Annotated in this window: 28 protein-coding genes; 15 read left to right on the forward strand and 13 right to left on the reverse strand. The window is 74.0% G+C overall.

Annotated elements, in window-relative coordinates:
• Positions 1-12: 12 nt before the first annotated feature.
• The 3 genes from V6U88_RS17025 to V6U88_RS17035 all read right to left on the reverse strand — a co-directional run bounded on the left by V6U88_RS17025 (position 13) and on the right by V6U88_RS17035 (position 3,760).
• Positions 13-1,101: an ABC transporter ATP-binding protein gene (locus V6U88_RS17025; RefSeq protein ID WP_334454146.1), complete on the reverse strand. Its 1,089-nt coding sequence runs from the start codon at positions 1,099-1,101 to the stop codon at positions 13-15.
• Positions 1,098-2,630, reverse strand: coding sequence for an ABC transporter permease (locus V6U88_RS17030; RefSeq protein ID WP_334454148.1), 1,533 nt, complete (start codon positions 2,628-2,630; stop codon positions 1,098-1,100). Before V6U88_RS17030 ends, V6U88_RS17025 begins: the two co-directional genes overlap by 4 nt.
• A 71-nt stretch (positions 2,631-2,701) precedes the next feature.
• On the reverse strand, positions 2,702-3,760 hold the full coding sequence (locus tag V6U88_RS17035) for an iron ABC transporter substrate-binding protein (RefSeq protein ID WP_334454150.1): 1,059 nt from the start codon (positions 3,758-3,760) through the stop codon (positions 2,702-2,704).
• 144 nt (positions 3,761-3,904) lie between these two features.
• Here V6U88_RS17035 and V6U88_RS17040 point away from each other — a divergent pair, with 144 nt between their 5' ends.
• Both V6U88_RS17040 and V6U88_RS17045 read left to right on the forward strand, forming a co-directional pair.
• Positions 3,905-4,480, forward strand: coding sequence for an HhH-GPD-type base excision DNA repair protein (locus V6U88_RS17040; protein ID WP_334454151.1), 576 nt, complete (start codon positions 3,905-3,907; stop codon positions 4,478-4,480).
• A 57-nt stretch (positions 4,481-4,537) separates the two neighbouring features.
• On the forward strand, positions 4,538-5,734 hold the full coding sequence (locus V6U88_RS17045) for a low temperature requirement protein A (protein WP_334454155.1): 1,197 nt from the start codon (positions 4,538-4,540) through the stop codon (positions 5,732-5,734).
• Positions 5,735-5,759: 25 nt separating this feature from the next.
• Here the strand turns inward: V6U88_RS17045 and V6U88_RS17050 are convergent, their stop codons facing one another.
• The gene (locus V6U88_RS17050; protein WP_334454157.1) at positions 5,760-6,071 is read right to left on the reverse strand and encodes a hypothetical protein; all 312 of its coding nucleotides are present in this window, start codon (positions 6,069-6,071) and stop codon (positions 5,760-5,762) included.
• Complete coding sequence (locus tag V6U88_RS17055) at positions 6,061-6,372, reverse strand: hypothetical protein (RefSeq protein WP_334454159.1); 312 nt, start codon at positions 6,370-6,372, stop codon at positions 6,061-6,063. The genes V6U88_RS17050 and V6U88_RS17055 overlap by 11 nt, the downstream gene beginning before the upstream one ends.
• Positions 6,373-6,478: 106 nt before the next feature.
• Here V6U88_RS17055 and V6U88_RS17060 point away from each other — a divergent pair, with 106 nt between their 5' ends.
• Positions 6,479-6,835 carry a DUF3099 domain-containing protein gene (locus tag V6U88_RS17060; RefSeq protein ID WP_334454161.1) on the forward strand — a complete coding sequence of 119 codons (357 nt, stop codon included), beginning with the start codon at positions 6,479-6,481 and terminating at the stop codon, positions 6,833-6,835.
• Between the two features lie 94 nt (positions 6,836-6,929).
• Here V6U88_RS17060 and V6U88_RS17065 read toward each other — a convergent pair whose 3' ends face one another.
• On the reverse strand, positions 6,930-7,829 hold the full coding sequence (locus V6U88_RS17065; protein WP_334454163.1) for a carbohydrate kinase family protein: 900 nt from the start codon (positions 7,827-7,829) through the stop codon (positions 6,930-6,932).
• Positions 7,826-8,761, reverse strand: a complete 936-nt coding sequence (locus tag V6U88_RS17070) for a pseudouridine-5'-phosphate glycosidase (RefSeq protein ID WP_334454165.1) — start codon at positions 8,759-8,761, stop codon at positions 7,826-7,828. The genes V6U88_RS17065 and V6U88_RS17070 overlap by 4 nt, the downstream gene beginning before the upstream one ends.
• Positions 8,762-8,849: 88 nt before the next feature.
• On the opposite strand from V6U88_RS17070, the gene V6U88_RS17075 reads away from it, so the two are divergent.
• From V6U88_RS17075 to V6U88_RS17085, 3 genes are all read left to right on the forward strand, one after another.
• Entirely contained in the window at positions 8,850-9,068 is a 219-nt protein-coding gene (locus V6U88_RS17075; protein WP_154942858.1) for a DUF3039 domain-containing protein, read from the forward strand.
• Positions 9,069-9,110: 42 nt separating this feature from the next.
• Positions 9,111-9,761, forward strand: a complete 651-nt coding sequence (locus V6U88_RS17080; protein ID WP_334454168.1) for a trimeric intracellular cation channel family protein — start codon at positions 9,111-9,113, stop codon at positions 9,759-9,761.
• Positions 9,762-10,052: 291 nt separating this feature from the next.
• Positions 10,053-11,786, forward strand: coding sequence for a DEAD/DEAH box helicase (locus V6U88_RS17085; protein ID WP_334454170.1), 1,734 nt, complete (start codon positions 10,053-10,055; stop codon positions 11,784-11,786).
• A 175-nt stretch (positions 11,787-11,961) separates the two neighbouring features.
• Here V6U88_RS17085 and V6U88_RS17090 read toward each other — a convergent pair whose 3' ends face one another.
• Together V6U88_RS17090 and V6U88_RS17095 are read right to left on the reverse strand one after the other, a co-directional pair.
• Positions 11,962-12,195: a DUF7455 domain-containing protein gene (locus V6U88_RS17090; RefSeq protein ID WP_088964796.1), complete on the reverse strand. Its 234-nt coding sequence runs from the start codon at positions 12,193-12,195 to the stop codon at positions 11,962-11,964.
• Positions 12,196-12,442: 247 nt separating this feature from the next.
• A complete protein-coding gene (locus V6U88_RS17095) occupies positions 12,443-14,053 on the reverse strand; it encodes an RNA polymerase sigma factor (RefSeq protein ID WP_334454172.1) in 1,611 nt (536 codons plus the stop codon).
• A gap of 288 nt (positions 14,054-14,341) precedes the next feature.
• Here V6U88_RS17095 and V6U88_RS17100 point away from each other — a divergent pair, with 288 nt between their 5' ends.
• Positions 14,342-15,157 carry an inositol monophosphatase family protein gene (locus tag V6U88_RS17100; protein WP_334454174.1) on the forward strand — a complete coding sequence of 272 codons (816 nt, stop codon included), beginning with the start codon at positions 14,342-14,344 and terminating at the stop codon, positions 15,155-15,157.
• A 169-nt stretch (positions 15,158-15,326) separates the two neighbouring features.
• Here V6U88_RS17100 and V6U88_RS17105 read toward each other — a convergent pair whose 3' ends face one another.
• Positions 15,327-15,842, reverse strand: a complete 516-nt coding sequence (locus V6U88_RS17105) for a LytR C-terminal domain-containing protein (protein WP_334454335.1) — start codon at positions 15,840-15,842, stop codon at positions 15,327-15,329.
• 431 nt (positions 15,843-16,273) lie between these two features.
• On the opposite strand from V6U88_RS17105, the gene V6U88_RS17110 reads away from it, so the two are divergent.
• Both V6U88_RS17110 and V6U88_RS17115 read left to right on the forward strand, forming a co-directional pair.
• Complete coding sequence (locus V6U88_RS17110) at positions 16,274-16,570, forward strand: DUF4193 domain-containing protein (protein ID WP_046565779.1); 297 nt, start codon at positions 16,274-16,276, stop codon at positions 16,568-16,570.
• 125 nt (positions 16,571-16,695) lie between these two features.
• A complete protein-coding gene (locus V6U88_RS17115; protein ID WP_334454181.1) occupies positions 16,696-17,616 on the forward strand; it encodes a hypothetical protein in 921 nt (306 codons plus the stop codon).
• A 3-nt stretch (positions 17,617-17,619) separates the two neighbouring features.
• Here V6U88_RS17115 and V6U88_RS17120 read toward each other — a convergent pair whose 3' ends face one another.
• Positions 17,620-18,120, reverse strand: a complete 501-nt coding sequence (locus V6U88_RS17120; RefSeq protein ID WP_442934644.1) for a DUF3093 domain-containing protein — start codon at positions 18,118-18,120, stop codon at positions 17,620-17,622.
• An 84-nt stretch (positions 18,121-18,204) separates the two neighbouring features.
• Between V6U88_RS17120 and dut the strand changes: the two genes are divergently transcribed.
• The 4 genes from dut (at position 18,205) to V6U88_RS17140 (ending at position 20,729) form a co-directional block, all read left to right on the forward strand.
• Positions 18,205-18,732 (forward strand): dUTP diphosphatase, encoded by a 528-nt coding sequence (dut, locus tag V6U88_RS17125; protein ID WP_334454182.1) that lies wholly within the window; start codon positions 18,205-18,207, stop codon positions 18,730-18,732.
• 25 nt (positions 18,733-18,757) lie between these two features.
• Entirely contained in the window at positions 18,758-19,426 is a 669-nt protein-coding gene (locus V6U88_RS17130) for a DUF3710 domain-containing protein (RefSeq protein WP_334454183.1), read from the forward strand.
• A 242-nt stretch (positions 19,427-19,668) separates the two neighbouring features.
• Positions 19,669-20,049, forward strand: a complete 381-nt coding sequence (locus tag V6U88_RS17135) for an OB-fold nucleic acid binding domain-containing protein (RefSeq protein ID WP_334454184.1) — start codon at positions 19,669-19,671, stop codon at positions 20,047-20,049.
• Positions 20,046-20,729: a DUF3159 domain-containing protein gene (locus V6U88_RS17140; RefSeq protein WP_334454185.1), complete on the forward strand. Its 684-nt coding sequence runs from the start codon at positions 20,046-20,048 to the stop codon at positions 20,727-20,729. Before V6U88_RS17135 ends, V6U88_RS17140 begins: the two co-directional genes overlap by 4 nt.
• 44 nt (positions 20,730-20,773) lie before the next feature.
• On the opposite strand, the gene V6U88_RS17145 is transcribed toward V6U88_RS17140, so the two are convergent.
• Both V6U88_RS17145 and V6U88_RS17150 read right to left on the reverse strand, forming a co-directional pair.
• The gene (locus tag V6U88_RS17145) at positions 20,774-21,466 is read right to left on the reverse strand and encodes a potassium channel family protein (RefSeq protein WP_334454187.1); all 693 of its coding nucleotides are present in this window, start codon (positions 21,464-21,466) and stop codon (positions 20,774-20,776) included.
• Positions 21,467-21,468: 2 nt separating this feature from the next.
• Positions 21,469-22,134 carry a potassium channel family protein gene (locus V6U88_RS17150; protein WP_334454188.1) on the reverse strand — a complete coding sequence of 222 codons (666 nt, stop codon included), beginning with the start codon at positions 22,132-22,134 and terminating at the stop codon, positions 21,469-21,471.
• Positions 22,135-22,297: 163 nt separating this feature from the next.
• Here V6U88_RS17150 and V6U88_RS17155 point away from each other — a divergent pair, with 163 nt between their 5' ends.
• Together V6U88_RS17155 and V6U88_RS17160 are read left to right on the forward strand one after the other, a co-directional pair.
• Positions 22,298-24,370 carry an APC family permease gene (locus tag V6U88_RS17155; RefSeq protein ID WP_334454189.1) on the forward strand — a complete coding sequence of 691 codons (2,073 nt, stop codon included), beginning with the start codon at positions 22,298-22,300 and terminating at the stop codon, positions 24,368-24,370.
• Positions 24,367-25,641, forward strand: a complete 1,275-nt coding sequence (locus tag V6U88_RS17160) for a class I SAM-dependent RNA methyltransferase (protein ID WP_334454190.1) — start codon at positions 24,367-24,369, stop codon at positions 25,639-25,641. Before V6U88_RS17155 ends, V6U88_RS17160 begins: the two co-directional genes overlap by 4 nt.
• The last annotated feature ends 8 nt before the right edge of the window (positions 25,642-25,649 follow it).

The raw sequence follows: 25,649 nt of genomic DNA on the forward strand, positions 1-25,649 counted from the left end.
GCGTCCCGTGCGCTAGGCGACCGGATGGACGGGGCGCGGGTCCGCCACCGCGGCCGGCGCCGGCACCGGCGTCGCGGGCCAGGCCCGGACGGGCCCCTCGACGCGGACCGCCACCTCGGCGCCGACTCCGACCGGGTCGGCGTCGTCCCACACCCGGGCGACGACCCGGGTGTCGTCGGCCAGCCGGAGGGCGACCAGCGCGTCGTGGCCGTGGAAGTCGTGCCGCAGCACGGTCGCGGTCACCGCGTCGGCGCCCGGCGCGGTGGCGAGGCGCAGCTGCTCCGGCCGGACCAGCACGGTCACCGGACCGTCAGCCCGGGTACCGGCGATCGACAGGGTGCCCAGGGGCGTGCGTGCGGTACCGCCCGACGCCACCGCGGGCAGCAGCACCGCCTCGCCGACGAACCCGGCCACCCATGGGTCGGCCGGCTCCCGGTAGAGCGTGGTCGGCGCGCCGGACTGCACCACCTGCCCGGACCGCAGCACCACCACCCGGTCCGCCACCGACAGGGCCTCGCCCTGGTCGTGGGTGACCAGCACGGCGGTCGCCCCGTCGGCCCGCAGCGCCTCCCGGACGTCGTGCCGCAGCCCGGCGCGCAGCCCGGCGTCGAGCGCGCTGAACGGCTCGTCGAGCAGCACCAGCGACGGGCGCGGGGCCAACGCCCGGGCCACCGCGACCCGCTGCTGCTGGCCGCCGGAGAGCTGGTGCGGCATCCGGTCGCCGTAGCCGGCCAACCCGACCAGGGTCAGCACCTCGTCCACCCGGTCGCCCCGCCGGTCGGCGCGGTCCAGCCCGTACGCGATGTTCGCCGCCACGCTCAGGTGCGGGAAGAGGGCGCCCTCCTGCGGCACCACGGCGATCCGGCGGCGGTGCGCCGGCAGGTGCCGACCCGGGCCGGCCACCTCGCGCCCCTCGACGACGATCCGGCCGGCGTCGAGGCGTTCGAAGCCGGCCAGGCAGCGCAGCAGCGTGGTCTTGCCGCAGCCGGACGGGCCGAGGACCGCGGTCAGCGCGCCCGCCGGAACGGTCAGGTCGATCCCGTCCAGGGCGGTCACCCGGCCGTACCGCTTGACCACTCCGGTCAGTGTCACCTCGCTCATCGGTCCTCCTTGTCGAGCAGGCCGCCCCGGGCGACCAGCCACCAGGTGGGCAGTGCCGAGATGACCACCAGCAGCGCCGCGTAGGGGGCGGCGGCCGCGTACGCCCCGACGGAGGTGGCCGTCCACAGCTCGGTGGCCAGGGTGTCGGTGCCGGTGGGGCGCAGCAGCAGGGTGGCGGGGAGTTCCTTCATGCCGGTGAGGAAGACCAGCGCCGCCCCCGCGCCGATCCCGGGCAGGGTCAGCGGCAGGGTCACCGTGCGCAGCACGGCCAGCGGCCCGCGCCCCAGCGAGCGGGCCACCTCCTCCAGGCCGGGTGGGGCCTGGGCGGCGGCGCCGGCCACCGCGCCGACGGCCAGCGGCAGGAAGAGCGTCGCGTACGCCAGCGCCAGCAGCCACGGCGTCTGGTACAGCGGATACGCCACGCTGATACCGAAGAAGATCAGCGACAGCCCGATCACCACGCCGGGCAGAGCGTGGGCCAGGTAGGCGAGCCGGTCCAGCACGGTGGCCAGCGGGCCGGGGGCGCGCGCGGTGAGCAGTCCCAGCGGCAGGGCCAGCAGCATGGTCAGCGCGGCGCCGGCCAGCGACAGCCAGAGCGAGTTGCCGGCGGCGGTGGCCACCTCGCCGAGCGCGCCAGGGCGGGACACCCCGCTGACCAGCCGACGGGCCAGGCTCACCGCCGGCACGCCGAGCGCCAGCGCGCCCACCGCGAGCAGCGCGGCGAGGGCGGGCCAGCGGACCGGGCCGAGGCGCAGCCGGGCGGCCGGACGGCGGGCGCCGCCGAGCCGGGCGTACCGGGCGCCGCGCCGCCGGGTGGCGGTCTCCCCGGCCAGCAGCAGCATGGTCAGCACCACCAGCACGCTGGAGAGCACCAGCGCGCCGGTGCGGTCGAAGCCCAGGTCGAAGGCGACGAAGATGGCCCGGGTGAAGGTGTCGGCGCGCAGGATCGACACCGCCCCGAAGTCGGCCAGCACGTAGAGCGCGACCAGCAGCGCCCCGGCGGCGGTCGCCGGCCGGATCTGGCGCAGCGTGACGTCGGTGAAGGTGCGCCAGCCGCCCCGGCCCAGCGAGCGGGAGACCTCCTCCTGGGCCGGGTCCGCGCCGCGCAGCGCCGCCGCGACCGGCAGGAAGACGTACGGGTACGAGCAGAGGGTCAGCACCAGCGCGGCCGGCCAGAACCCCTCCAGCCGGTCGAAGAGCGAGACCCAGGCGAACGCGGCGATGTAGGTGGGCACGGCCAGCGGCAGCGCGGCGAGCACCGCGAAGACCCGCCGGCCGGGCAGGTCGGTGCGGGTGACCAGCCAGGCGGCGCCGACGCCGAGCAGCACGCAGGCGGTGGTGACGACGGCGGCCAGCCCGAGGCTGCGCACCGCGAGCAGCCCGACCCGCTCGGTCCACAGCTCGGCGACGATCCGCTCGGCCCCCGCCTCGGCGGTGCGTACCGCGAGATAGACCAGGGGGATCAGGGCCACGGCGACCGCGGCGGTCGAGGCCGCGAGCAGCGTCGGGCGCGGCGCCAGCCGCCGCAACGACCCGGGTCCGCCGAAGCGGGCCGGCCCGGAACGGGCCGGCCCTGCGCCGGAGGTGGTGGTCGGGGCGGTCAGGGTACGAGCCCCGAGTCCTTGATCAGGCCGATCGTGGCGTCCAGCGTGTCCAGGTCGTTGAGGTCGATGTCCGGGCTGTCCAGGTCGGCCAGGGGCGGTACGCCGGCCGGGGCGGCGACCCCGGTCACCACCGGGTACTCGAAGGTCTGCTCGGCGAAGTACCGCTGCGACTCCGGGTTGAGCAGGAAGTCCACGAAGGCCTTCGTGTCCGGGTCGGTGGCGGAGCGCTTGAGCACGCCGACGCCCGCGACGTTGACCAGCGCGCCGGTGTCCCCGCCGGGGAAAAAGTGCAGCTTCGCCTTCAGCGCGTCCGGCGTGGTGCCCTTCTCCTTGGCCACCTCGCCGAGGTAGTAGTGGTTGACCAGGCCGACCGGGATGGCACCCCGGTCGACGTCCTCCACGATCTTGACGTTGTTGTCCCGGATCTGCGGCTCGTTGGCCTTGAGACCGGCGAGGAAGTCCTTGGCCTTCTGGTCGCCGTGCTGAACCCGGATCGCGGTGACGAACGCCTGGAAGGAGGCGTTGGTCGGGGCGAGGCCGATCTTGCCCTTCCACTTCGGGTCGGTCAGCTCGAAGACCGACTTCGGCAGCTCGGCGGCGGGGACGGCGTCGGCGTTGTAGGCGAGCACCCGGGAGCGGGCGCTGACGCCGACCCACTGGCCGTTGCGGGACCGGTAGGACTGCGGGACCTTCTCCAGGTCGGCGGCGGGCAGCGGGGCGAACATGTCCCGCTTGGCGACCGCGCCGAGGGCGCCGGCGTCCTGGGCGAAGAAGGCGTCGGCCGGGGACTTGCCGCCCTCCTCGACCAGCTGGGCGGCGAGCTGGGCGGTGGTGGCGTACCGGGTCTTCACGGTGATGCCGGTCTGCGCGGTGAACCGGTCGAGCAGCGGCTTGACCAGCTGCTCGTTGCGTCCGCTGTAGACGGTGATGCTCTTGTCGCCGGGCTTGCCGGGGTCGGCGGCGTTGTCCTCGCCGGAGCCGCAGGCGACCAGGCCGATCGAGAGCAGGCCGGCGGCGAGGGCGGCCGCGAGGGACCTGCGGGCGGTGACGGTCACGGCGGCACTCCTTCGGCTCCGGCCGGCGGGCCCTCCGCCGACGGGGGAGAAGTTAGCACAGCCTAACCTTGGTGTCCCTGTGGGGCCGGTGCCCACCCGGGGAGTCGGCGCCGCGCCGGCCGCGCCGACCGGCAGGATGGGCCCATGACGCTCTCGCTGCCCATCGACCCCGAGGCCAACCGGCTGCTCGAGCGCAGCCCGCTGGCCCTGCTCACCGGCATGGTCCTCGACCAGCAGATCCCGCTCGAGAAGGCGTTCACCTCGCCGTACGTGCTGGCGCAGCGGCTGGGGCATGAACCGGACGCCCGGGAGCTGGCCGAGTACGACCCCGAGGCGCTGGTCGAGGTCTTCGCCCGGCCGCCGGCGCTGCACCGCTTCCCGAAGGCGATGGCCGCCCGGGTCCAGCAGGTGTGCCAGGTGCTGGTCGACCGGTACGACGGCGACGCCGCCCGGCTCTGGTCGGACGTCGCCGACGGTCGGGAGCTGCTGCGCCGGATCGGCGAGCTGCCCGGCTTCGGCCGGCAGAAGGCGCAGATCTTCGTGGCCCTGCTCGGCAAGCGGTACGACGTGCGCCCGGACGGCTGGCGGGAGGCCGCCGGCGGGTACGGCGAACCGGACGCGTACCGGTCGGTGGCCGACATCACCGACCCGGAGTCGCTGCGCCGGGTGCGCGAGTTCAAGCAGGCCGCGAAGGCGGCGGCCAAGGCGGCGAAGGGCTGACGCAACCGGCCCGCGTGCCGGCTCGTTGAGATCCGCGACGGCGGCGACGGGTGGGCGATGACGAACGGGCGGGGCGCGGCGCTGCTGCGGGGCGCCATCAGCTCGCCGCGCGCCACGTTCCTGGAGCTCTTCTTCGACCTGGTCTTCGTCTTCGCGCTGACCCGCGTCTCGCGGCGGTTGATCGACGACGTGTCGGCCAACCCGCCGGACGTGGTCCGTCAGGCGGCCCAGACCGTGCTGCTGTTCCTCGCGCTGTGGCTGGTCTGGTCGCTGACCGCCTGGGTGACCAGCCGGTACGAGCCGGAGCAGAGCGTGATCCAGTTCGTGGTGGTCGCCTCCATGTTCGCCAGTATGGTGATGGCCGTCGCGCTGCCCCGGGCGTTCGCCGAGCGGGCGCTGTTGTTCGCGGTGGGCTACGTGGCGATCCAGGTCGGCCGGCCGCTGCTGCTCACCCTGGTCCTGGGCGGGCACCCGCGCCGGGCGGTCACCGGACGCATCATGCTCTGGTCGGCGGTCGGGGCGGTGCCCTGGCTGCTCGGCGCGCTGCTGCCGCCGGCCCAGGAGGTGCTGTGGACGCTCGCCCTGGCCTGGGACTACGCCGGGCTGGCGCTCGGCTGGCCGGTGCCGGGGCGCGGGACGGTGCGCACCTCGGGCTGGGCGGTGATGGGGGAGCACCTGGCCGAGCGGTACCAGCAGTTCTTCCTGATCGCGCTCGGCGAGACGATCCTGGTCATCGGAATGACCGCCAGCGTGGGCGACTTCACGGCAGGCCAGGCGCTCGGCTTCACCCTGTCGTTCGTCACCACCGCGCTGCTGTGGCGGATCTACTTCCACCGGGCGGGGCACGTGCTGACCGAGGCGATCAGGGTGGCCCGCTCGCCGGGGGTGCTGGGGGAGTCGGCGAGCTGGACGCACCTGCTGATCGTGGGCGGTGTGCTGCTCACCGGCGTGGGCTACGAGCTGGTGATCGCCCACCCGTCCGGGCGTACCCCGCTGGGCTGGGCGGTGTTCGTGGCGGGTGGCCCGGCGATCTTCCTGGTCGCCCGGGCCCGCTTCGAGTACGAGATCTTCGGGCGGGTGTCGCGCAGCCGGGTGGTCGGGGCGGTGCTCCTGCTCGGGCTGGTCCCGATGGCGTCGTGGCTGCCGCCGGTCGGCCTGCTCGCGCTGAGCGCGGTGGTGCTGGCCGGGATCGCCGTCGCCGACGCCGTGCGGGCCTACGGCCGTCCCCCCGAACGACCCGCGTCACCCCTGTGACGTGCGGGCGCAGGCCCGGCCGGTCTCAGGCGGCGGTCGGGCGGGAGAGCGCGGCCAGCGCCCGCCGCACGTCGGCCAGGGAGACGGTGGCGGAGTCGTCCAGGTCGGCCAGCCCGGCCTCGATCCACTGCCGCATCAGCGTGGTGACGCCGATGCCCCGGGCGTCGGCGGCCTTGCGGACCCGCTCGTACGTCTCCACCGGCAGGCGCACCGAGCGGCTGACCATCGGCACGTCGCTGTCGGGGGTGGGCAGTTCCACCGGCTGGCTCTCGTCGATCAGGTCGGCGAACGCGTCGTCGCCGCCGTGGAACCGCTTGGTCGCCTCGTCACGGTTCATCGTGACCGCCTCCTCGTCGGCGATCCCTCCGCACGGCCTCGTCGTAGCGCTTGGCCTCGACGTCGCTCAGGTCGCGGGCGGAGAGGATGTCCCAGTCGTTGTCGGTGCCGTCGGCCTCGGCGAGCAGCACGGCCAGCCGCCTGCCGCGGCGGTTCGCCGCGTAGACGACCATCACGTCGTCGCCCAGGTGCCGGATCACCCGGCGGGTGCTGTGCAGGGCCTCCCAGACTTCCCCGGGCGTGACGTCGTAGACCCGCAGGTTGGCCAACGCCTCGTCGGTGAAGCTGAACCGGCTGCCCACGCGCGGAGCGTACCACGAGCGTAACACGCGTTCCGCTGAGTCGATTTTCGCTGATCACGGCCGGGGAGTGACAGGATGGGTCGTAATCCCCTCGAGGAGGTCCGTGGTGAAGCGTCAGGCGTACCAGCCGATTCTGATCACCGACGCCTCGCGCAGCCAGGACGACCAGCTCAGCAGCCGGCAGAAGCGGTACGTGCTGATGATGGGCATCCGGGTGGCCTGCGTGATCGTCGGTGCGATCCTGGTCGGCGCGAAGGCCCCTCTGCTCTGGCTCTGGCTGCCGCTCTGCGGCGTCGGGATGGTGCTCATCCCGTGGCTGGCGGTGCTGCTGGCCAACGACCGCCCGCCGAAGGAGCAGCACCGGTTGGCGGCGAAGTTCCAGCCCAACCGGCGCGACGAGACCCCGCCGATGAGCCTGACCGCCGAGGAACGGCCGCACAAGGTCATCGACGTCGAACCCTGACCGCCGGAGGCGCCGGACCCTCCGGTCCGGCGCCCGCCCGCGTCATTGCCCCCGTTCGCGTCATGCCGGGTTCGCCTCGTGTGGCGTCCGCGGTTCAGGCCGTCGGCCGGGCGCCCACCGTCGAGACGGCCAGCGCGCCGAGGTCGCCGGCCCGGCCCAGCGCGCCCCGGGGCTCCGCGCCGCCCAGCCAGGCGGTCAGCAGGCCCGCCGCGAAGGCGTCCCCCGCGCCGGTGACGTCCACCACCGCGACCCGCCGGGCTGGCGCCACGCTGACCGTCGCGCTCCGGTCGACCCAGACCGCGCCGGCCTCGCCCCGCTTCACCACCACCCGCCGGGCCGACGCCGACAGCGCCCGCGCCTGCGCCCCCGGGTCCAGCCCACCGGCCAGCACACCCGCCTCGTCCGCGTTGACCAGCAGCAGGTCGACGTCGCGTACCCAGGACAGGAAGGCCGCCGCGCCGACCCGCCGCAGCGGCGCCGCGGAGGCCGCGTCGACGCTGGTGGTGAGCCCTTGCGCCCGGGCGGCGGCCAACGCCGCCAGCCCGGCCGGTCGCGACGCGGCGTCCAGCAGGCAGTACCCGGACAGGTGCAGGTGCCCGGCGTCGGGCGCCGCGGCCAGCGCCCGCTCGACGTGCCCGACCGTCAGGCGCAGGTTCGCGCCACGTTCGGTGACCATCGTGCGTTCCCCGGCGGTGGCGAGCACGATCACCGTGCCGGTGGCGGCGCCCGGGTGCACCTCGACCGCGCACGTCACGCCGACCCGCTCCAGCTCGGCCACCCGGTCCCGCCCGGCGCTGTCGTCACCGACCGCGCCCACCAGCGTCACCGGAACGCCCTGCGCGGCGATCCACGCCGCGGTGTTCGCGGCCTGACCGCCCCCGCTGACCTGGATGGCCGCCGGGGTGTCCGAGCCGGTGGCCAGCGGCCCGGCGAGCACCGCCACCACGTCGGTGATCAGGTCACCGACCACGACCACCCGGGACGGGCCGGTCATGCCGGGGAGTCGGTGCGGCGGGTGGCCGCGGCGACGGCGATCCGGGCCGCCAGGTCGGCGTTGCGCAGGATGATCCGCACGTTCACCGCCAGGCTGGCGCCCTCGGTGGCCGAGTGGAAGTGGGCCAGCAGGAACGGGGTCACCGCCTTGCCGGTCACCCCCTCACGGCCGAGCCGGGCGAGGCCCTCGGCCAGGGTCCGGTCGTGCAGCGCCGGATCGAGCTGCTCGTCGGTCGGCAGCGGGTTGGCCACGATCAGCCCGCCGCCGTGCACGCCCTGCTGCTCCCGGGCGGCCAGCACGTCCGCCACCTGCTCCGGGGAGTCCACCGACCAGTCCAGGTCGAAGCCGGCGTCGGTGAGGTAGAAGCCCGGGAAGCGCCGGGTGCGGTAACCGACCACCCCGACGCCGAGGGTCTCCAGCCGCTCCAGCGTCGCGCCCACGTCGAGGATCGACTTGACCCCGGCGCAGACCACCGCGATCGGCGTCCGGGCCAGGGTGACCAGGTCGGCGGACTCGTCGAAGGTCTGCGCGGCCTCCCGGTGCACGCCGCCCAGCCCGCCGGTGGCGAAGACGCCGATCCCGGCCGCCGCGGCGACCGCGCTGGTCGCGGCCACCGTGGTGGCGCCGTCCGCGCCGGTGGCGGCGGCCACCGCCAGATCGCGTACGGAGAGCTTGCTCACTCCGTCGACGGTGGCGAGGCGGGTCAGCTGCGCGTCGTCGAGCCCCACCACCAGCTCGCCGCCGACCATGCCGATGGTGGCCGGCACCGCGCCGGCCTCCCGTACGGCCCGCTCGATCTGGCGGGCCACTCGCAGGTTGTCCGGTCGGGGCAGACCGTGCGAGACGATGGTGCTCTCCAGGGCGACGACGGGTCGGCCGTCGCGCAGGGCGTCGGCGACCTCGGCGCCGAGACGGGTGTGAAAGTTGGTCACCTCCGTTACCGTACGGGCCGCCCTCGGGTGGGCTGCGGTGGACCGCCCCCCACCGACCTGCCAAACTAAAAAGTTGGAGGTGTCAACAGTGAGCACACAGATTCTCGAACGGCCGGAGCTGAAGGACGCGGACACCGGTCCGGAGATGTTCCACTACGTCCGCAAGGAGAAGATCGCCGAAAGTGCCGTCATGGGCACCTACGTGGTGGCGCTCTGCGGCGAGACGTTCCCGGTGACCAAGGCCGCCAAGCCCGGCTCGCCGGTCTGCCCGAAGTGCAAGGAGATCTACGACTCGTACGGTGAGTGATCCGCGGCGGCCGGTCCGGCCGCCCACGTACCCTTCGGCGGTGTGACGACCTCCACCGCCCTGCTCTTCGCCGACCTGACCGGGGTGGCGGTCTTCGCCGCCTCCGGGGCCTCGGCGGCGGTGGCCAAACGGCTCGACCTCTTCGGCGTCGTCTTCGTGGGATTCGTCGCCGCCCTCGGCGGCGGGATCGTCCGCGACCTGGCCATCGACGAGGTGCCGCCGCTGGCCTTCGCCGACTGGCGCTACGCCACCACCGCCGCGGTCACCGCCGCCGCCGTGTTCTGGCTGCACCCCCAACTGGCCCGGCTGCGCACCACCGTGCTGGTGCTGGACGCGGCGGGCCTGGGGCTGTTCACCGTCACCGGCACGCTCAAGGCGCTCGACGCACAGGTGCCGCCGGTCGGCGCCTGCGTGATCGGCATGCTCACCGCCATCGGCGGCGGGCTCGGCCGGGACCTGCTCACCGCCGAGATCCCGGTGGTGCTGCGCCGGGAGATCTACGCGGTGGCCGCGCTGGCCGGCGCGATCGCGGTGGCCCTGCTCGACGCGGCCGGCCGCGCCACCACCCTCCCCCTGACCGCGGCGGCGGTGCTGGTCGTCGCCCTGCGGCTGATTGCGCTGCGGCGACGCTGGTCGGCCCCGGTGGCCACGATGCGCCCCCCGAAGACCGGGGTCCGCGGCCCCCAGACCTGACCCACCCGCCGCCGTCTCCTCCCCGACGCCTGCCTGGCCCGCCTTGCCCCGCCTCGCGGCGTGTCGGGGTGTCGGCGGGCCGGGACGCCCCGACACGCCGCAGAGGGGGTCGGGCGGGGCGCGGGCGGGGGTGGCGGATGTGACCAGCGTGGCGTCGAGTGGGGCGAGCGGCCCGCGCTGGTTATGCTGAGTCGGCCTTCGCGGCATCTTCTGCGCGGAGGCGTTTTCATGGGCGGCGGTACCGTGGCCCTCGGCCGGGGTCCGCCATGTGCGGTCGGAGAGGAGCTTGGCGTGGCAGCCCGGTTGCCGGCGCTCGAGACGTTCCCGCCCCTGCGCGCCTGGCAACGCAAGGCGATGGTGGAGTACCTGCGCCGCCGCACCGAGGACTTCACCGCGGTCGCCACCCCCGGCGCCGGCAAGACCACCTTCGCCCTGCGGATCGCCGCCGAGCTGCTGGTGGACGGCACCGTCGAGGCGGTCACCGTGGTGGCCCCGACCGAGCACCTGAAGACCCAGTGGGCGAACGCCGCCGCGCGGGTCGGCATCCAGCTCGACGCCGCGTTCCGCAACGCCGATCTGCACTCCTCCGCCGACTTCCACGGCGCGGTGGTCACCTACGCGCAGGTCGGCATGGCCCCGCAGGTGCACCGGCGGCGCACCATGACCCGGCGCACGCTGGTCATCCTCGACGAGATCCACCACGCGGGCGACTCCCGCTCCTGGGGCGACGGGGTCAAGGCCGCCTTCGAGCCCGCGGTACGCCGGCTGATGCTGACCGGTACGCCCTTCCGCTCCGACGACAACCCCATCCCGTTCGTCAGCTACGAGCGCGGCGGCGACGGGCTGCTGCGCTCCCGCGCCGACTCGGTCTACGGCTACTCCGACGCGCTGCGCGACGGCGTCGTCCGGCCGGTGCTCTTCCTGGCGTACTCGGGGGAGACCCGGTGGCGTACCAACGCCGGTGACGAGCTGGCGGCGCGGCTGGGCGAGCCGATGACGCAGGACCTGGTCGCGCAGGCCTGGCGGACCGCCCTGGACCCGGCCGGGGACTGGATGCCGCAGGTGCTCCGGGCCGCCGACGCGCGGCTGACCGTGCTGCGCAACGCCGGCATGCCGGACGCCGGCGGTCTCGTCATCGCCAGCGACCAGCAGAACGCCCGCTCGTACGCGAAGCTGATCGAGCAGGTGACCGGCGAGAAGGCCGCGGTGGTGCTCTCCGACGACGTGGGGGCGTCCGCCCGGATCGCGACGTTCGCGGCGTCCGAGCAGCGTTGGCTGGTCGCGGTGCGGATGGTGTCCGAGGGCGTCGACATCCCCCGGCTGGCGGTCGGCGTCTACGCGACCAGCGCCAGCACCCCGCTCTACTTCGCCCAGGCGATCGGCCGTTTCGTGCGGGCCCGCCGGCCCGGGGAGACCGCCTCGGTCTTCGTGCCCAGCGTGCCGCACCTGCTCGGGCTGGCCAGCGAGATGGAGGCCGAGCGGGACCACGTGCTCGGCAAGCCCAAGGACCGCGAGGGCTTCGACGACGACCTGCTGGAGCGCGCCCAACGCGACGACCAGGCCAGCGGGGAGCTGGAGAAGCGCTTCACCGCGCTCTCGGCCACCGCCGAGCTGGACCAGGTCATCTTCGACGGCGCGTCCTTCGGCACCGCCGCCCAGGCGGGCACCCCGGAGGAGGAGGAGTACCTCGGCCTGCCCGGTCTGCTCACCGCCGACCAGGTCTCCATGCTGCTCACCAAGCGGCAGGCCGAACAGCTCGCCGCGCAGCGCCGGCGGGCGGCCACGCGGACCGCTGAGCCGGCCGCTGAGGCCCCGGCGGCGCCGGCCGCACCACTGAGTGCCGCCCAGCGCCGGGTGGCCCTGCGCCGCCAGCTGAACGCCCTGGTGGCGGCCCGGCACCACCGCACCGGTCAGCCCCACGGCAAGATTCACGCCGAGCTGCGCCGCCTCTGCGGCGGCCCCCCCAGCGCCCAGGCGACGATCGAACAACTGGAAGAACGGATCGCCACCGTCCAGACCCTCTGACCCCACCCACCCGCCCCGCCCCCGAAGCCCGCGCAGTTTCTGAGAAAGCGTGGCCATTCGGCGCGTCGAGGCCACGCTTTCCGTGAAAGTGCGCGGGGCGCGGGGCATACAAGAAGCCGGCCGGGAGCCCCTTGGGGCTCCCGGCCGGCTATGTCGTCGTTGTGTGGTTGCGGATTCAGTTCGCCATCAGATCGGCGCCACGCCAGCTGAACTCCGGGTCCGTCGCGTACTTCACGGTGATCTTCACGAGATCCTCCGCGTACTTGTTCGCGTGGTGCCCACAGAACACCAGCTCGCTCCCACCCGCCAGAGTGATCCGGAGCTTGCCGGCAGCATTGCAGCGGTCGCACCGTTCATCGGCGGCTGGGGGAGCCACCGTCTCGGGCGGCGGCGTGAGGGTCGGGGTCATCGCCTTCCTCCTCTGGTCGTCACCGATGAACACTCTCTTCGGTCGTTGCTCACCCATCGTGCAACACCCTCGTCGGGCCCTGCCTTCCCTGTGTGCCCGCGGGCGACCGAGGTCACACCTGGCAGGGAGACAGTGTGCCGTCTGCCAAGGGTGCCACGTCAACGATCACAAACGGGCAACCGACCGATCACCTTTGAGTGTTCTACGGCTGGTGATCAAACCGACACGGCTGGTTGACGTGCAGGGGTCAGTCCAGGTAGTCGCGGAGCACCTGGGAACGGGACGGGTGACGCAGCTTGGACATGGTCTTGGACTCGATCTGCCGGATCCGCTCCCGGGTCACCCCGTACACCTGGCCGATCTCGTCCAGGGTGCGCGGCTGACCGTCGGTCAGGCCGAAGCGCAGGCGTACCACGCCCGCCTCGCGCTCGGAGAGCGTCTGCAGCACCTGCTGGAGCTGGTCCTGCAGCAGCGAGAAGGAGACGGCGTCGACCGCGACGACGGCCTCGGAGTCCTCGATGAAGTCACCGAGCTGGCTGTCGCCCTCGTCGCCGATCGTCTGGTCCAGCGAGATGGGCTCCCGGGCGTACTGCTGGATCTCCAGCACCTTCTCCGGTGTGATGTCCATCTCCTTGGCCAGCTCCTCCGGGGTGGGCTCGCGGCCCAGGTCCTGGAGCAGCTCGCGCTGGATCCGCCCGAGCTTGTTGATCACCTCGACCATGTGCACCGGGATGCGGATGGTGCGGGCCTGGTCGGCCATGGCCCGGGTGATCGCCTGCCGGATCCACCAGGTGGCGTACGTGGAGAACTTGTAGCCCTTGGTGTAGTCGAACTTCTCGACCGCGCGGATCAGGCCCAGGTTGCCTTCCTGGATCAGGTCCAGGAACGCCATGCCGCGCCCGGTGTAGCGCTTGGCCAGCGAGACCACCAGGCGGAGGTTGGCCTCCAGCAGGTGGTTCTTGGCGCGCTCGCCGTCGCGGGAGATCCAGCCCAGGTCCCGCTGCATGTCGCGGGTGAGCTTCTCCTCACCCTCCTCGGCCGCGCGCAGCCGCTCGGCGGCGTAGAGCCCGGCCTCGATCCGCTTGGCGAGCTCCACCTCCTGCTCCGCGTTCAGCAGCGGGACCTTGCCGATCTGCTTGAGGTACGCCCGGACGGAGTCGGCCGAGGCGGTCAGCTCGGCGTCGCGACGCGCCTGCTTGAGCGCCTCGGACTCCTCGTCGTCCCACTCGAAGTCGTTGTCCGTGGCGGAGCTGGCCGCGTCGGCCTCGGCGGCCTGGGTCAGCTCGGCCGGCTCCTCGACCACCACGTCCTCGATCGCGGCCGCGAGCTCCTCGGGGTCGATCTCGCCCTCGGCGCCCTCGCCCTTGGCCTTGCCGGCGGTGGCCTTGGTGGCCTTGCCGGCCGCGGCCACCGTCGCCTTGGTGGCGCGGGTGGACTTGGTCGCCTTGGCGGCCGGCGCGGTGGCCTTGGCGGCCACCTCGGCGGTGGTGGCGGCCTTGCGCGGGGCCGCCTTGCGCGGGGCGGGCGCCGGGGCCTCGTCCGCAGCGGGCGCCTGCTTGGGGGCGGGCGCGGCGGCCTTCTTGGTGGTCTTGGCGGTGGTGGCGCGGGAGGCCGGGGTGGCGGACCGGGCGGCGGCGACCCGGCGACGGGTGCTGGCCGAGCCGTCGACGACCACGGTCACCCCCGCCTCGGAGAGCGCCCGCAGGATCTTCTTGGCCTGGGCCGGGGTCACCTCAGCGGACTCGACGGTGCGCGCGAGCTGGGCCGACGTCAACTGACCACCGGCGCTCTGCGCGTGGGCGATCAGGGTGTCGGTGAGCGAGCGAACGTCGGCGCCGGTCTGGCGGGGTTCTGTCACGAATGACCTTCCGGAGGCGAAGAGCGAGCACGGCCGGGTCGTCCGGCGCAGCGTGGGGCGACCGTGCCGGACGATGTCGTTGAGGGACCCCCGTGTCCCGGGCCGGCCGTCCGGCGGCGGTCCGTGGCGCGTGGGCAGGGTGAATTGTAACGCCGTCTGCGGCGATCATCCTGCGGCGCACGGCGTACCGGCGGCGGGGACCGCCGATTCGGCGCAGATGTGGACTTTGTAAGGATGATACCTGCGCGCACGGCGGGACGTCCCGATCGTGCGGGAAGGGGACAAACCATGACTCGTTCGGCGCCGGCGCCGGCCGAACTGCTCACCATCGCGATCGATGTCGCCCGGCAGGCCGCGGCCACCGCGCACCGGATGCGCGCCGAGGGGGTCTCGGTCGCCGCGACCAAGAGCACCGTCACGGACGTGGTCACCGCCGCGGACCGCGCCGTCGAGCGCCAGGTCCTCGACGCGCTGCACCGGGTACGCCCCGACGACGCGGTCCTCGGCGAGGAGTACGGCGCGGGGGCCGGCGGGACGGCGAACGGGGTGCGGTGGATCGTCGACCCGATCGACGGCACCGTCAACTACCTCTACGGGCTGCCGTACTGCGCGGTGTCGCTGGCCGCGGAGGTCGACGGCGAGGTGGTCGCCGGGGTGGTGCGCAACGTGTTCACCGGCGAGGAGTGGACCGCCACCGCGGGCGGCGGCGCCTGGCGCGACGGCCGGCGGCTGAGCTGCTCCACCGAGGCGGACCTGGGGCAGGCGCTGGTCGCCACCGGATTCGGCTACGACCCGGCGCGCCGCTCGCACCAGGCCCGGGTGGTGGCCGAGCTGATCCCGCACGTGCGCGACATCCGCCGGCTCGGCGCCGCCGCGCTGGACCTCTGCCTGGCCGCCGAGGGGCGGGTGGACGCCTACTACGAGAAGGGGCTGGCCGCCTGGGACCTGGCCGCCGGCGGCCTGGTCGCCGCCGAGGCGGGGCTGCGGGTCTCCGGCCTGCGCGGCCTGCCTGCCGGCCCGGACCTGGTGATCGCCGCGCCGCCGGCGCTGTACGCACCGCTGCACGACCGGCTCGCCGACCTGGACGCCTCCGGGGGCCCCTGACCGCCCGGCCGGGCCCACGCCGGCCTTGGGCTTCGGCGACTCCTGAACGTCCGGACCTGGCCGACGCGGGCCGGTCCGTTCGGCGACAGCGAAACGGCGGTGTCCCGGGGGACACCGCCGTTTCGGTCACATCAGTCCGGTCTGCCCGCCGGCCCGGCCGGCGGGGCGGTCACTTCTCGACCGGCATGGGGCAGGAGCCGGTCGGCGCCTGGGGTGCGCCCAGGTCGCCCAGGGACTGGTTCACCTCGGTGGTGGTGGCCAGCTGCTGGAAGCCGTTGCCGAGGACCACGTCGACCACGTCGTCCTTGCGGTTCGGGTCGTAGTCCCGCTCGGCGTTGTTCAGGAAGTAGGCCCGCAGCAGGTGGGCGGAGCCGACGCCCTTCGGCCCGAAGCGCAGCACCGCGACGTCGTCGATGCCCTTCTTCGCGTTGCCCTCCTTCTTGACCTGGAACTTCCGGTTGCGGAAGTCGTCGGCGATGTTGCCGGCGAGGCCGATCTGGTCGGTGGCGTTGTAGACGTTGATCTTCACGTCCTTCGGCTCGCGCAGCCTGGTGTCGGCGAGCGGCCAGCCCTCGGGGCAACCGCCGGCCGCGCCCGCCTCGCCCTGCGTGTCCCGCACCAGGGCGACGACGACGAAGACCAGGGCGACGACCGCCAGCAGACCGACGACAACGAGTGCTCGCACTCGCGCAAAGCTCATCAGGGTGCTCCCCGGACAGTGGTGGGTGGCGGCGGGCACCGGCGGTCGGGCCGCCCCGCCGGCCGTCGAGTACGCCGCTGAGGTTAACGGTTGTCCGACCGTCGCGTGGAAACAGCCCGACATACCGGCGCGCCATCCGAGAAGCGGGTACTACTACCCCTATCTTCGTGTCGCCTGAGTCACATTGGGAACAACTCGGGGTGCTGGGGCGTACATCTTGGCCACGAGGGCGGTATACATGCCTCGCCCGAGGGGGGTAAGGTTCCGCGCTCGCTGGGGTAGGCCCCTGGCGGCCCTCGGCCCAAACGGCCTTCGGTCGGGTGACCGACAGAAAGGTGGCCGGCCAGTGGGAACCGAAACAGCGTCGTCCGGCGTTACAACCGGAAGCGACAATATCGATATGGGAGAGTGAACCGATGGCCACCGACTACGACGCCCCGCGTCGCGACGAGGTCGACCTCGGCGAGGACAGCCTGGAAGAGCTCAAGGCCCGGCGGGTCGACTCACAGTCGGGCGCCGTGGACGTCGACGAGGCCGAGGTGGCCGAGAGCTTCGAGCTGCCCGGCGCCGACCTGGCCGACGAGGAGCTGACCGTCAAGGTCCTGCCGATGCAGCAGGACGAGTTCCGTTGCGGCCGCTGCTTCCTGGTCCACCACCGGAGCCAGCTGGCGGTGGAGCGCAACGGCGAGCTGATCTGCCGCGAGTGCGTCTGACCCCGACCCGCACATCGGCGGCGGCCTCCACGACGGGGCCGCCGCTGCCCGAGCTGCCGTGCGGGGGCGGCGGGGAGCTGCTTGACTCGTAACGGGCGGCACCACGCTGACGGGAGGTCGGGCGCATGAGTGAACGCGACGAGCGGGCCGGCGGGCCGGCACAGGGGCCGGCGGCCGGATCGCCCGGCGCCGGGGCGGGGGCCCCGGCAGCGCCGGCGGCCACGACGCGTTCGGAGACCGGCGCCACCGAGGGCACGCCGTCCGTGGGGGCCGGCACGCCCGACCCGGCCGATCGGGCCGGTGCGGAGCTCGGCGCCACCGTCGCGGCGCTGACCGCCGACGACATCGAGCCGGCCCGCCGCCGGCAACTGCTCATCCGGCTGGTCGGGCAGGCCCGCACCCGCGGGCTGGCCGACCTGTTCAAGCCGAAGGCCGCGCTGCGCTGGATGACCGACACGGTCGCCGACGTGGCGCCGCACGTACCGGTCCGGGACCTGGCCACGCTGCGCCGGCACTTCCCCGGGCTCGACGACGAGGCGCTGGCCGAGCGCCTCGTCCGCAACGCCTCCCGGGCCACCGCCGGGGTGGGTGCGGCCGGCGGCGGCGTCGCCGCCGTGGAGTGGGTGGCCCCGCCGACCCTGCTCTCGGCGCCCGTGCTGCTGGCCGCCGAGACGGTCGCCGTGGTGGCGATCGAGCTGAAGCTGATCGGCGAGCTGCACGAGGTCTACCACGTGCCGCTGCCCACCAGCGGCAGCCAGCGGGCGATCGCCCTGGTGCAGTCCTGGGCCAGCCAGCGGGGGATCAATCCGATGATGCCCGGGGTGGGCGTCGGCGCGGTGCTCGGCACCGCGGCCCGCAAGGAGCTGCGGGACACCCTGCTCAAGCGGTTCGGGCGCAACCTGACCACGCTCGGCCCGTTCCTCACCGGCGCGGCCGTGGCCAGCTACCTCAACCGACGGGCCACCAGGGCCCTCGCCGACGAGCTGCGCCGGGACCTGCGCCGGCAGGGCGCGACGCTGCCCGGCGGGCGGCGGGCCCTGCCCTGAGCCTCAGGCCGCCTCGCGGGCGGCCATGATCGCGCGGGCCAGCTCGACCGGGTGCCGGGTGCTCACCACCCAGAACGGGGTCGGGTCGGCCGGGTCGTCCAGCACCACCTGCACCGCGCCGGCGATCCAGGGTCGCTGCACCACGAAGGCGAGCGGGTCGGCGCCCACGCCGAGGACCTCGCGCCGCCCGGCCGCGTCCAACGGCACCACGTCCGCCACGTACCGCACCGGCAGGTGGGCGTCGTCCACGAACAGCTCGCCGTCGCGGACGGCCACCCGCACCCGGCCCAGCCACCACAGCCCGGCCACGGTCGCCGGCGGCAGCACCACGAAGGGCAGCCAGGCCCGCAACCCGGGCGCGCCCATCCACAGCTCGGCGGCGAGCAGGCCGGACACGGCCAGCCCGACCACCCAGAGCCACCAGGGCAGAGTCAGCCGTTCGGAGTGCTCCGCGGCCGCCGCGGTGCGCGGGGCCGGGGACGACGGGGAAGGCGACACGCTCACACCTGCGAGGGTACGGCGCGCGGTGGCCGTCCGACCCGGCAGGATGGCAGGGCCACCCCGCGAACCCGACGGAAGAGGAGCATCGTGACCCACGTCGTACCCGTGCCCGTGCGGCAGCTCGACCCGGAGCTGCCGCTGCCCGCGTACGCCCATCCCGGTGACGCCGGCGCCGACCTGGTGGCCGCCGCGGACGTCGAGCTGCCCCCCGGCGGCCGGGCACTGGTCCCGACCGGGGTGGCGCTGGCGCTGCCGGAGGGGTACGTCGGCCTGGTGCACCCGCGCTCCGGCCTGGCCGCCAGGCTCGGCGTGACGGTGCTCAACGCGCCCGGTACGGTCGACGCCGGCTACCGGGGTGAGATCCTGGTCAACCTGATCAACCATGATCGGGACACGCCCGCGAAGATCTCCCGTGGCGATCGCATCGCGCAGCTCGTTGTCCAGCGGGTGGAGCGGGTGGATTTCCAGCCGGTGGCCGAGCTGCCCGGGTCGCGGCGCGGGGCCGGTGGGCACGGCTCGACCGGCGGACACGCCGGTCTGGTGCCGCCGCCCGCAACCGGTCGACGGGAAGATCCCGAGCGGGCGGGCGGGCAGACGGAAGAGGTGGCAGGGTGAGTGCGAACAGCGGAGGGTGGGCGCAGTGATCTTCAGCCGGAAGCGGGCCGACGGCGGGCGGGGTGCCCGTGACGAGCGGGCCGCCGAGGTCCTCGACTCGTACGACACCGAGCCGACGGGCCCGTCGCGCGGTCCGTACGACAGCTCGGAGGCCCCGGACGACGTGCAGCGCCTCGACCTGGGCAGCCTGCACATCCCGGCGGTGCCCGGCGTCGAGGTGCGGGTGCAGGCCGACCCGCAGGGGGTGATCCAGCAGGTCGTGCTGGTGCACGGGGAGAACGCGCTCCAGCTCGGGGTCTTCGCCGCACCCAGGTCCGAGGGCATCTGGGACGAGGTGCGCGAGGAGATCCGCCAGTCCCTCTTCGCCGACGGCGCCGCCGCCCAGGAGGTCGAGGGCGAGTACGGCACCGAGCTGCACGCCCGGGTCCGCACCCCGGACGGCCTGACCGACCTGCGCTTCGTCGGCATCGACGGGCCGCGCTGGATGGTCCGTGGCGTCTACCAGGGTGCCGCCGCCACCGACCCGGCCGCGGCCGGGCCGCTGGCGGAGTGCCTGGACGGCCTGGTCGTGGACCGGGGGCAGGAGGCGAAGCCGGTCCGCGAGCCGCTGCCGCTGCGGCTGCCCCGCGAGGTCGGCGATCAGGCCGCGGAGGGTGAAGCCGGCGCTCCGGCGCCCGCCCCGCGCGAGGCCTGACCGGCTCCACAACGCTGCGCACCCGGGCCCGGCACCGTCCACCGACGGAGCCGGGCCCGGTGTCGTGTGCGGCCGTCGTGGCCTGCTCCGTCGGCCCGGGCGAGCCCGCCCGCCGTCGCGGCGGACGCCGGACCGGTCCGGTGGGCGGGTTCGGCGTACGCTGGCGGGACGGAGCCGGGATCGACCGGGCCGGGCCAGTGCCGGCGCCTGCCGGTCAGCGTGGAGAGGGTGGCGCGGAGGTCATGACGACCGACGAGGGCCGGGTGTCGCTGCGGCGCATCCTGCAGCGGCTCACCGCGAGCGAGGCCGAGATCGAGGCGCAGGAGCTGCAACGGGAGAGCGCCGAGTGCGGCGGGGTGCCGGCCCGGCAGTGCACGCGCGGGCAGGTGGTCTCGGTCGCCGGCCGGCTGCGCACCGTGGTCTACACCCCGCGGACCAACCTGCCCACCCTGGAGGCCGACCTCTACGACGGCAGCGACGTGGTGACCCTGGTCTGGCTGGGTCGGCGGCACATCGCCGGCATCGAGCCCGGCCGGCACGTCACCGCCCGCGGCCGGGTGGCGGTCCGCGACGACCGCAAGGTCATCTACAACCCGTACTACGAGCTGGAGTCGCCGAAGTGACGACGGGACAGCACCCGGCCGCCGCGCCGCAGACGCCCCCAGAGGACGAGGAGCCGCTGCCCAGCCTCGCCGAGCAGATGGCCGAACAGCTCGGCGGCTGGCGGGGGCTGGTCGAGTCCAGCATCCCCGTGGTGGTCTTCGTGCTCGCCAACATCGTGGGCGAGCTGCGGCCGGCCGTGATCGCCTCGGTCGGGGTGGCGGTGCTGATCGCCGGGGCACGGCTGATCCAGCGGCGTCCGGTCCGGCACGCGGTCAACGGATTCTTCGGCATCGCCATCGGCGCCTTCATCGCCTGGCGCACCGGCGACGAGCGCGACTTCTACCTCCCCGGCATCCTCTACGGCATCGCCTACGGGGTGGCCCTGCTGATCTCGGCGGCGATCCGCCAGCCGCTGGTCGGCTGGATCTGGTCGGTGCTGGTCGCCAAGGGGCGCTCCGAGTGGCGCGACGACCCCCGGCTGGTCCGCACCTTCACCCAGCTCACCGTGCTCTGGGGCGTGGTCTGGCTGGCCAAGGTCGGGGTGCAGGCCGGGCTCTACCTCGCCCACCAGGACACCGCGCTGGGCGTGGCCCGGCTCGCGCTGGGCTACCCGCCGTACGCGCTGCTGCTGCTGATCACGGTCTGGACGGTCCGCCGGGTGACCCGGCAGGGCGCGCCGCAGCCGCTCTCCGGCGCCTGACCCCGGCCGCCCGGGGCGCGGCCGGTCCGGCGTGCCGCGGCGGCTCAGCTCCCGCCGCCGCGGGTCCGCTCGACGCTGTCCGGGCCGAGGATCACCGCGCGCACCTGGTCCTCCACCTCGGCGGTGCAGACGAAGATCAGCTCGTCGCCGGCCTCGATCGGGTCGTCCGGGCTGGGCACCAGCACCCGCTTGCCGCGCAGGATCGCCACCAGCGCGGCGTCCCGGGGGATCGGCACCGCGTGGATCGGCTGGCCGACGTAGGGCGCGGTCGGCGGCAGGGTGATCTCCACCAGGTTCGCCTCGCCCTGCCGAAAGGTCATCAGCCGGACCAGGTCGCCGACGGTGACCGCCTCCTCGACCAGCGCGGCCATCACCCGCGGCTTGCTGACCGCCACGTCGACGCCCCACTGCTCGGTGAAGAGCCACTCGTTCTCGGCCCGGTTGACCCGGGCGACCACCCGGGGCACCGCGAACTCGGTCTTGGCCAGCAGCGAGACCACCAGGTTGACCTTGTCGTCACCGGTCGCCGCGACCACCACGTCGCAGCCGGCGACGTTGGCCTCCTCCAGGCTGGTCAGCTCGCACGCGTCGGCCAGCACCCAGTCGGCGGCGGGCACCCGGTCCGGGCGCAGCATCCGGGGCTGGCGCTCGATCAGCATCACCTGGTGGCCGTTGTCGATCAGCTCCTGGGCGATCGAGCGGCCCACGTTGCCGGCGCCGGCGATGGCGATCCGCATGCTCAGAGCCCTCCTTCGGGCGGCGTCGCGGCCACCGTGGTGACCGAGGCGACGATGTCGTCGGTGACCAGCACGTAGAGCTGGTCACCCTCCTGCACGACGGTGGAGGTGGTGGGCAGCGTGCCGATGCCGAAGCGGGTGAGGTACGCCACCCGCGCCCCGGCCGCCTGCTCCAGCTGGTGCAGCGGCCGCCCGATCCACTCCTTGTGCACCGGCACCTCGACGATCGAGACGGTGCTGGTGGGGTCCCGGAAGATCTCGACGTTGCCCTCGGGGACCAGGTGCCGCAGCATCCGGTCGGCGGTCCACCGGACGGTGGCCACGGTGGGGATGCCGAGTCGTTCGTAGACCTGCGCCCGGCGCTGGTCGTAGATCCGGGCGGCGACGCGGGAGACGCCGAACGTCTCGCGGGCCAGCCGAGCCGAGATGATGTTGGAGTTGTCGCCGCTGGACACGGCGGCGAAGGCGTCCGCGCGTTCGATGCCGGCCTGGCGCAGCACCTCGCCGTCGAAGCCGGCGCCGGTGACGGTGATGCCGGCGAAGTCGGGGCCGAGGCGGCGGAACGCGTCGGCGTCCTGGTCGATCACCGCCACCGAGTGGCCCCGGGCCTCCAGGCTGTGGGCGAGGGTCGAGCCGACCCGGCCACAGCCCATGATCACGACATGCACGGTGTCCCTCCCAAAGGTGCCGCCCGGGGCGGACGGCGGCGTCCTCTGCGAGCGTGCCACGTCCGCCGTGCCGACGGGGGACGACCGTACCCCGCGGGGGCGCTCCGATGGTGATCAGGCACCCCCGGCAGCCGGCGCCGCGGTGGTCGTACCCTTAGCGCTTGTGGCCAGTCCCACCTCGCTGCTGAAGCGACTCCTCCTGGGTCGACCGTTCCGGTCCGATCGGCTCCAGCAGACCCTGCTGCCCAAGCGCATCGCCCTGCCGGTCTTCGCCTCCGACGCCCTCTCCAGCGTCGCGTACGCCCCCGACGAGATCCTGCTGACGCTCTCCATCGCCGGGGCGTCGGCGTACCTCTTCTCCCCGTGGATCGCGCTCGCCGTCGTCGTGGTGATGCTCACCGTGGTGGCCAGCTACCGGCAGAACGTGCACGCCTACCCGTCGGGGGGCGGGGACTACGAGGTGGCCACGGTCAACCTGGGGCCCCGGGCCGGGGTGGCGGTGGCCAGCGCCCTGCTCGTCGACTACGTGCTCACCGTCGCGGTGTCGGTCTCCTCCGGGGTGGCCAACCTCGGCTCGGTGGTGCCCTTCGTGGCCACCCACAAGGTGCTGATCGCGGTCATCGCGGTGGTGGTGCTGACCGCGATGAACCTGCGCGGCCTGCGCGAGTCGGGCCGGGCCTTCGCGATCCCCACCTACGGCTTCATCATCGTGATCGTCGGGATGATCCTCACCGGCCTGGTGCGAGTCTTCGTCCTCGGCGACGATCTGCGCGCGCCCAGCGCCGACCTGGTGATCCAGGCCGAGCACAGCGTGACTGGTTTCGCCCTGATCTTCCTGCTGCTGCGCACCTTCTCCTCGGGCTGCGCCGCCCTCACCGGCGTGGAGGCCATCTCCAACGGCGTGCCCGCGTTCAAGTCACCCAAGAGCCGCAACGCGGCCACCACCCTGCTGCTGCTCGGCACCATCGCGGTCACCATGCTGGTGGGCATCATCTGGCTGGCCCGGCTGACCGGCCTGCAGTTCGTCGAGGACCCGGAGCTGCAGATCCTCTCCGGCCCCGAGGGCTACGTGCAGAAGACGGTCACCACCCAGCTCGGCGAGACGGTCTTCGGCTCCGGTTCGGTGCTGCTCTACGTGGTCGCCGGGGCGACCGCCCTGATCCTCTTCCTGGCCGCCAACACCGCCTTCAACGGCTTCCCGGTGCTCGGCTCGATCCTGGCCCAGGACCGCTACCTGCCCCGCCAGCTGCACACCCGGGGCGACCGGCTGGCCTTCTCCAACGGCATTGTCTTCCTCGCCGTCTTCGCCATCGTGCTGATCGTCGGCTTCCAGGCCGAGGTCACCAAGCTCATCCAGCTCTACATCGTCGGGGTGTTCGTCTCCTTCACGCTCTCCCAGGCCGGCATGATCCGGCACTGGAACCGGCACCTGCGCACCGAGCGGGACCCGGAGCGGCGGCAGCGGATGGTCCGGTCCCGGGCGATCAACACCTTCGGCATGGCGATGACCGGCACCGTCCTGGTCATCGTGCTGCTCACCAAGTTCCTGCTCGGCGCGTGGATCGCGATCGCCGCGATGGCCGTGATCTACCTGCTGATGCTCGCCATCCGCCGGCACTACGACCGGGTGGCCGAGGAGCTGGAACCGACCGAGGCCCGGGGCGTGCTGCCCGCCCGCAACCACGCGATCGTCCTGGTCAGCAAGCTGCATCAGCCGACCCTGCGGGCCATCGCGTACGCCCGGGCGACCCGGCCGGACACGCTCACCGCCGTGACGGTGAACGTCGACGAGAAGGACACCCGGCAGCTCCAGGCGGAGTGGCAGCGGCGCGAGATGCCCGTCCCGCTCACCGTGGTGGACTCGCCGTACCGGGAGATCACCCGGCCGATCCTCAACTTCGTGGCCAACACCCGCCGGGAGTCGCCCCGCGACGTGGTCACCGTCTTCATCCCCGAGTACGTCGTCGGCCGCTGGTGGGAGAATCTGCTGCACAACCAGAGCGCGCTGCGGCTCAAGGGGCGGCTGCTCTTCGAGCCGGGCGTGATGGTGACCAGCGTGCCGTGGCAGCTCGCGTCGACCGCCAGCAAGAACCTGGACCGGCTCGACGCCACGCTCAGCCGCACGCCCGCCCGGGGGCCCCGGGTGGCCCCGCGCAGCACCCTGCCGCCGAGCGTGCCGCCGGTGGTCTCCACGCCGCCCGCCGAGAGCGGCCCGACCGGAGGTGACCGCCCATGAGCGCCGTGGACGACGAGACCGGCGGCGTGCCGGACGCGGGGGAGCGACGTGGGCTGGAGGAGGCCGAACGGGTCGAGCTGACCGTCGGCGCGGTCGCCCCCGGCGGGCACTGCGTGGCCCGGGTCGACGGCCAGGTGGTCTTCGTCCGGCACGCGCTGCCCGGCGAGCGGGTGGTGGCCGAGGTGACCGAGCTGCACAAGGGCTTCGCCCGCGCCGACGCGGTCGAGATCCTCACCGCCTCCCCGGACCGGGTCGAGCAGCCCTGCCCGTACGCCAAGCCGGGCCGCTGCGGCGGCTGCGACGTGCAACACGTCGCGCCCGCCGCCCAGCTGGCCTGGAAGACCGCCGTGGTGCGCGAGCAGCTCACCCGCCTGGGCGGGCTCAGCGCGGGTGAGGTGGACGCGCTCGGCGTGACCGTCGAGGCGCTGCCCGGCGGACAGTTGGGCTGGCGCACCCGGGTCCGGTACGCCGTCGACGCCGCCGGCCGGGCCGGGCTGCTCAAGCACCGCTCGCACGAGGTGGTCCCGATCGAGCGCTGCCTGATCGCCCACCCGGCGATCCAGGAGCTGCCGGTGCTCACCCCGTCCGGCGCGCGCTGGCCGGACGCCGAGGCGGTCGAGACCATCGCCTCCACCGGCGGGGACGTCAGCGTCGCCACGATCACCGAGGGGGTGGCCACCGCGGTCAGCGGTCCGGAGACCGTCCGCGAGGTGGCCGCCGGCCGGGACTGGACCCTGCCCGCCGCCGGGTTCTGGCAGGTGCACCCGGCCGCCGCCGACACCCTGGTCGGGGCGGTGCTGGAGCTGCTCGACCCGCGTCCCGGCGAGTCCGCCTGGGACCTGTACGGCGGGGCCGGGCTCTTCGCCGCCGCCCTCGCCGGCCGGGTCGGCCCGCAGGCCCGGATCACCCTGGTCGAGTCCTCCGCGCAGGGGGTCGCCGCCGCCCGGGAGAACCTGGCCGACCTGCCCCGGGTGGAGGTGGTCGCCGCCCGGGTGGAGACCGCGCTGGCCCGCCGCCGGATCACCGGCCCGGTCGACCTGGTGGTGCTCGACCCGCCCCGCTCCGGTGCGGGCGCGCCCGTGGTGCGCGACGTGGTCGCCGCCGGGCCGCGCGCGGTCGCGTACGTGGCCTGCGACCCGGCCGCCTTCGCCCGGGACGTGCGCACCTTCACCGGGCTCGGCTGGCGGCTCGCCGCGCTGCGCGGGTACGACCTGTTCCCGATGACCCAGCACGTCGAGTGCGTGGGGTTGTTCCTACCGCCCGCCGGGTGACTAGCCTG

Origin of the sequence: Micromonospora sp. CPCC 205739, assembly GCF_036906795.1 — a bacterium.
GTDB lineage: Bacteria > Actinomycetota > Actinomycetes > Mycobacteriales > Micromonosporaceae > Micromonospora.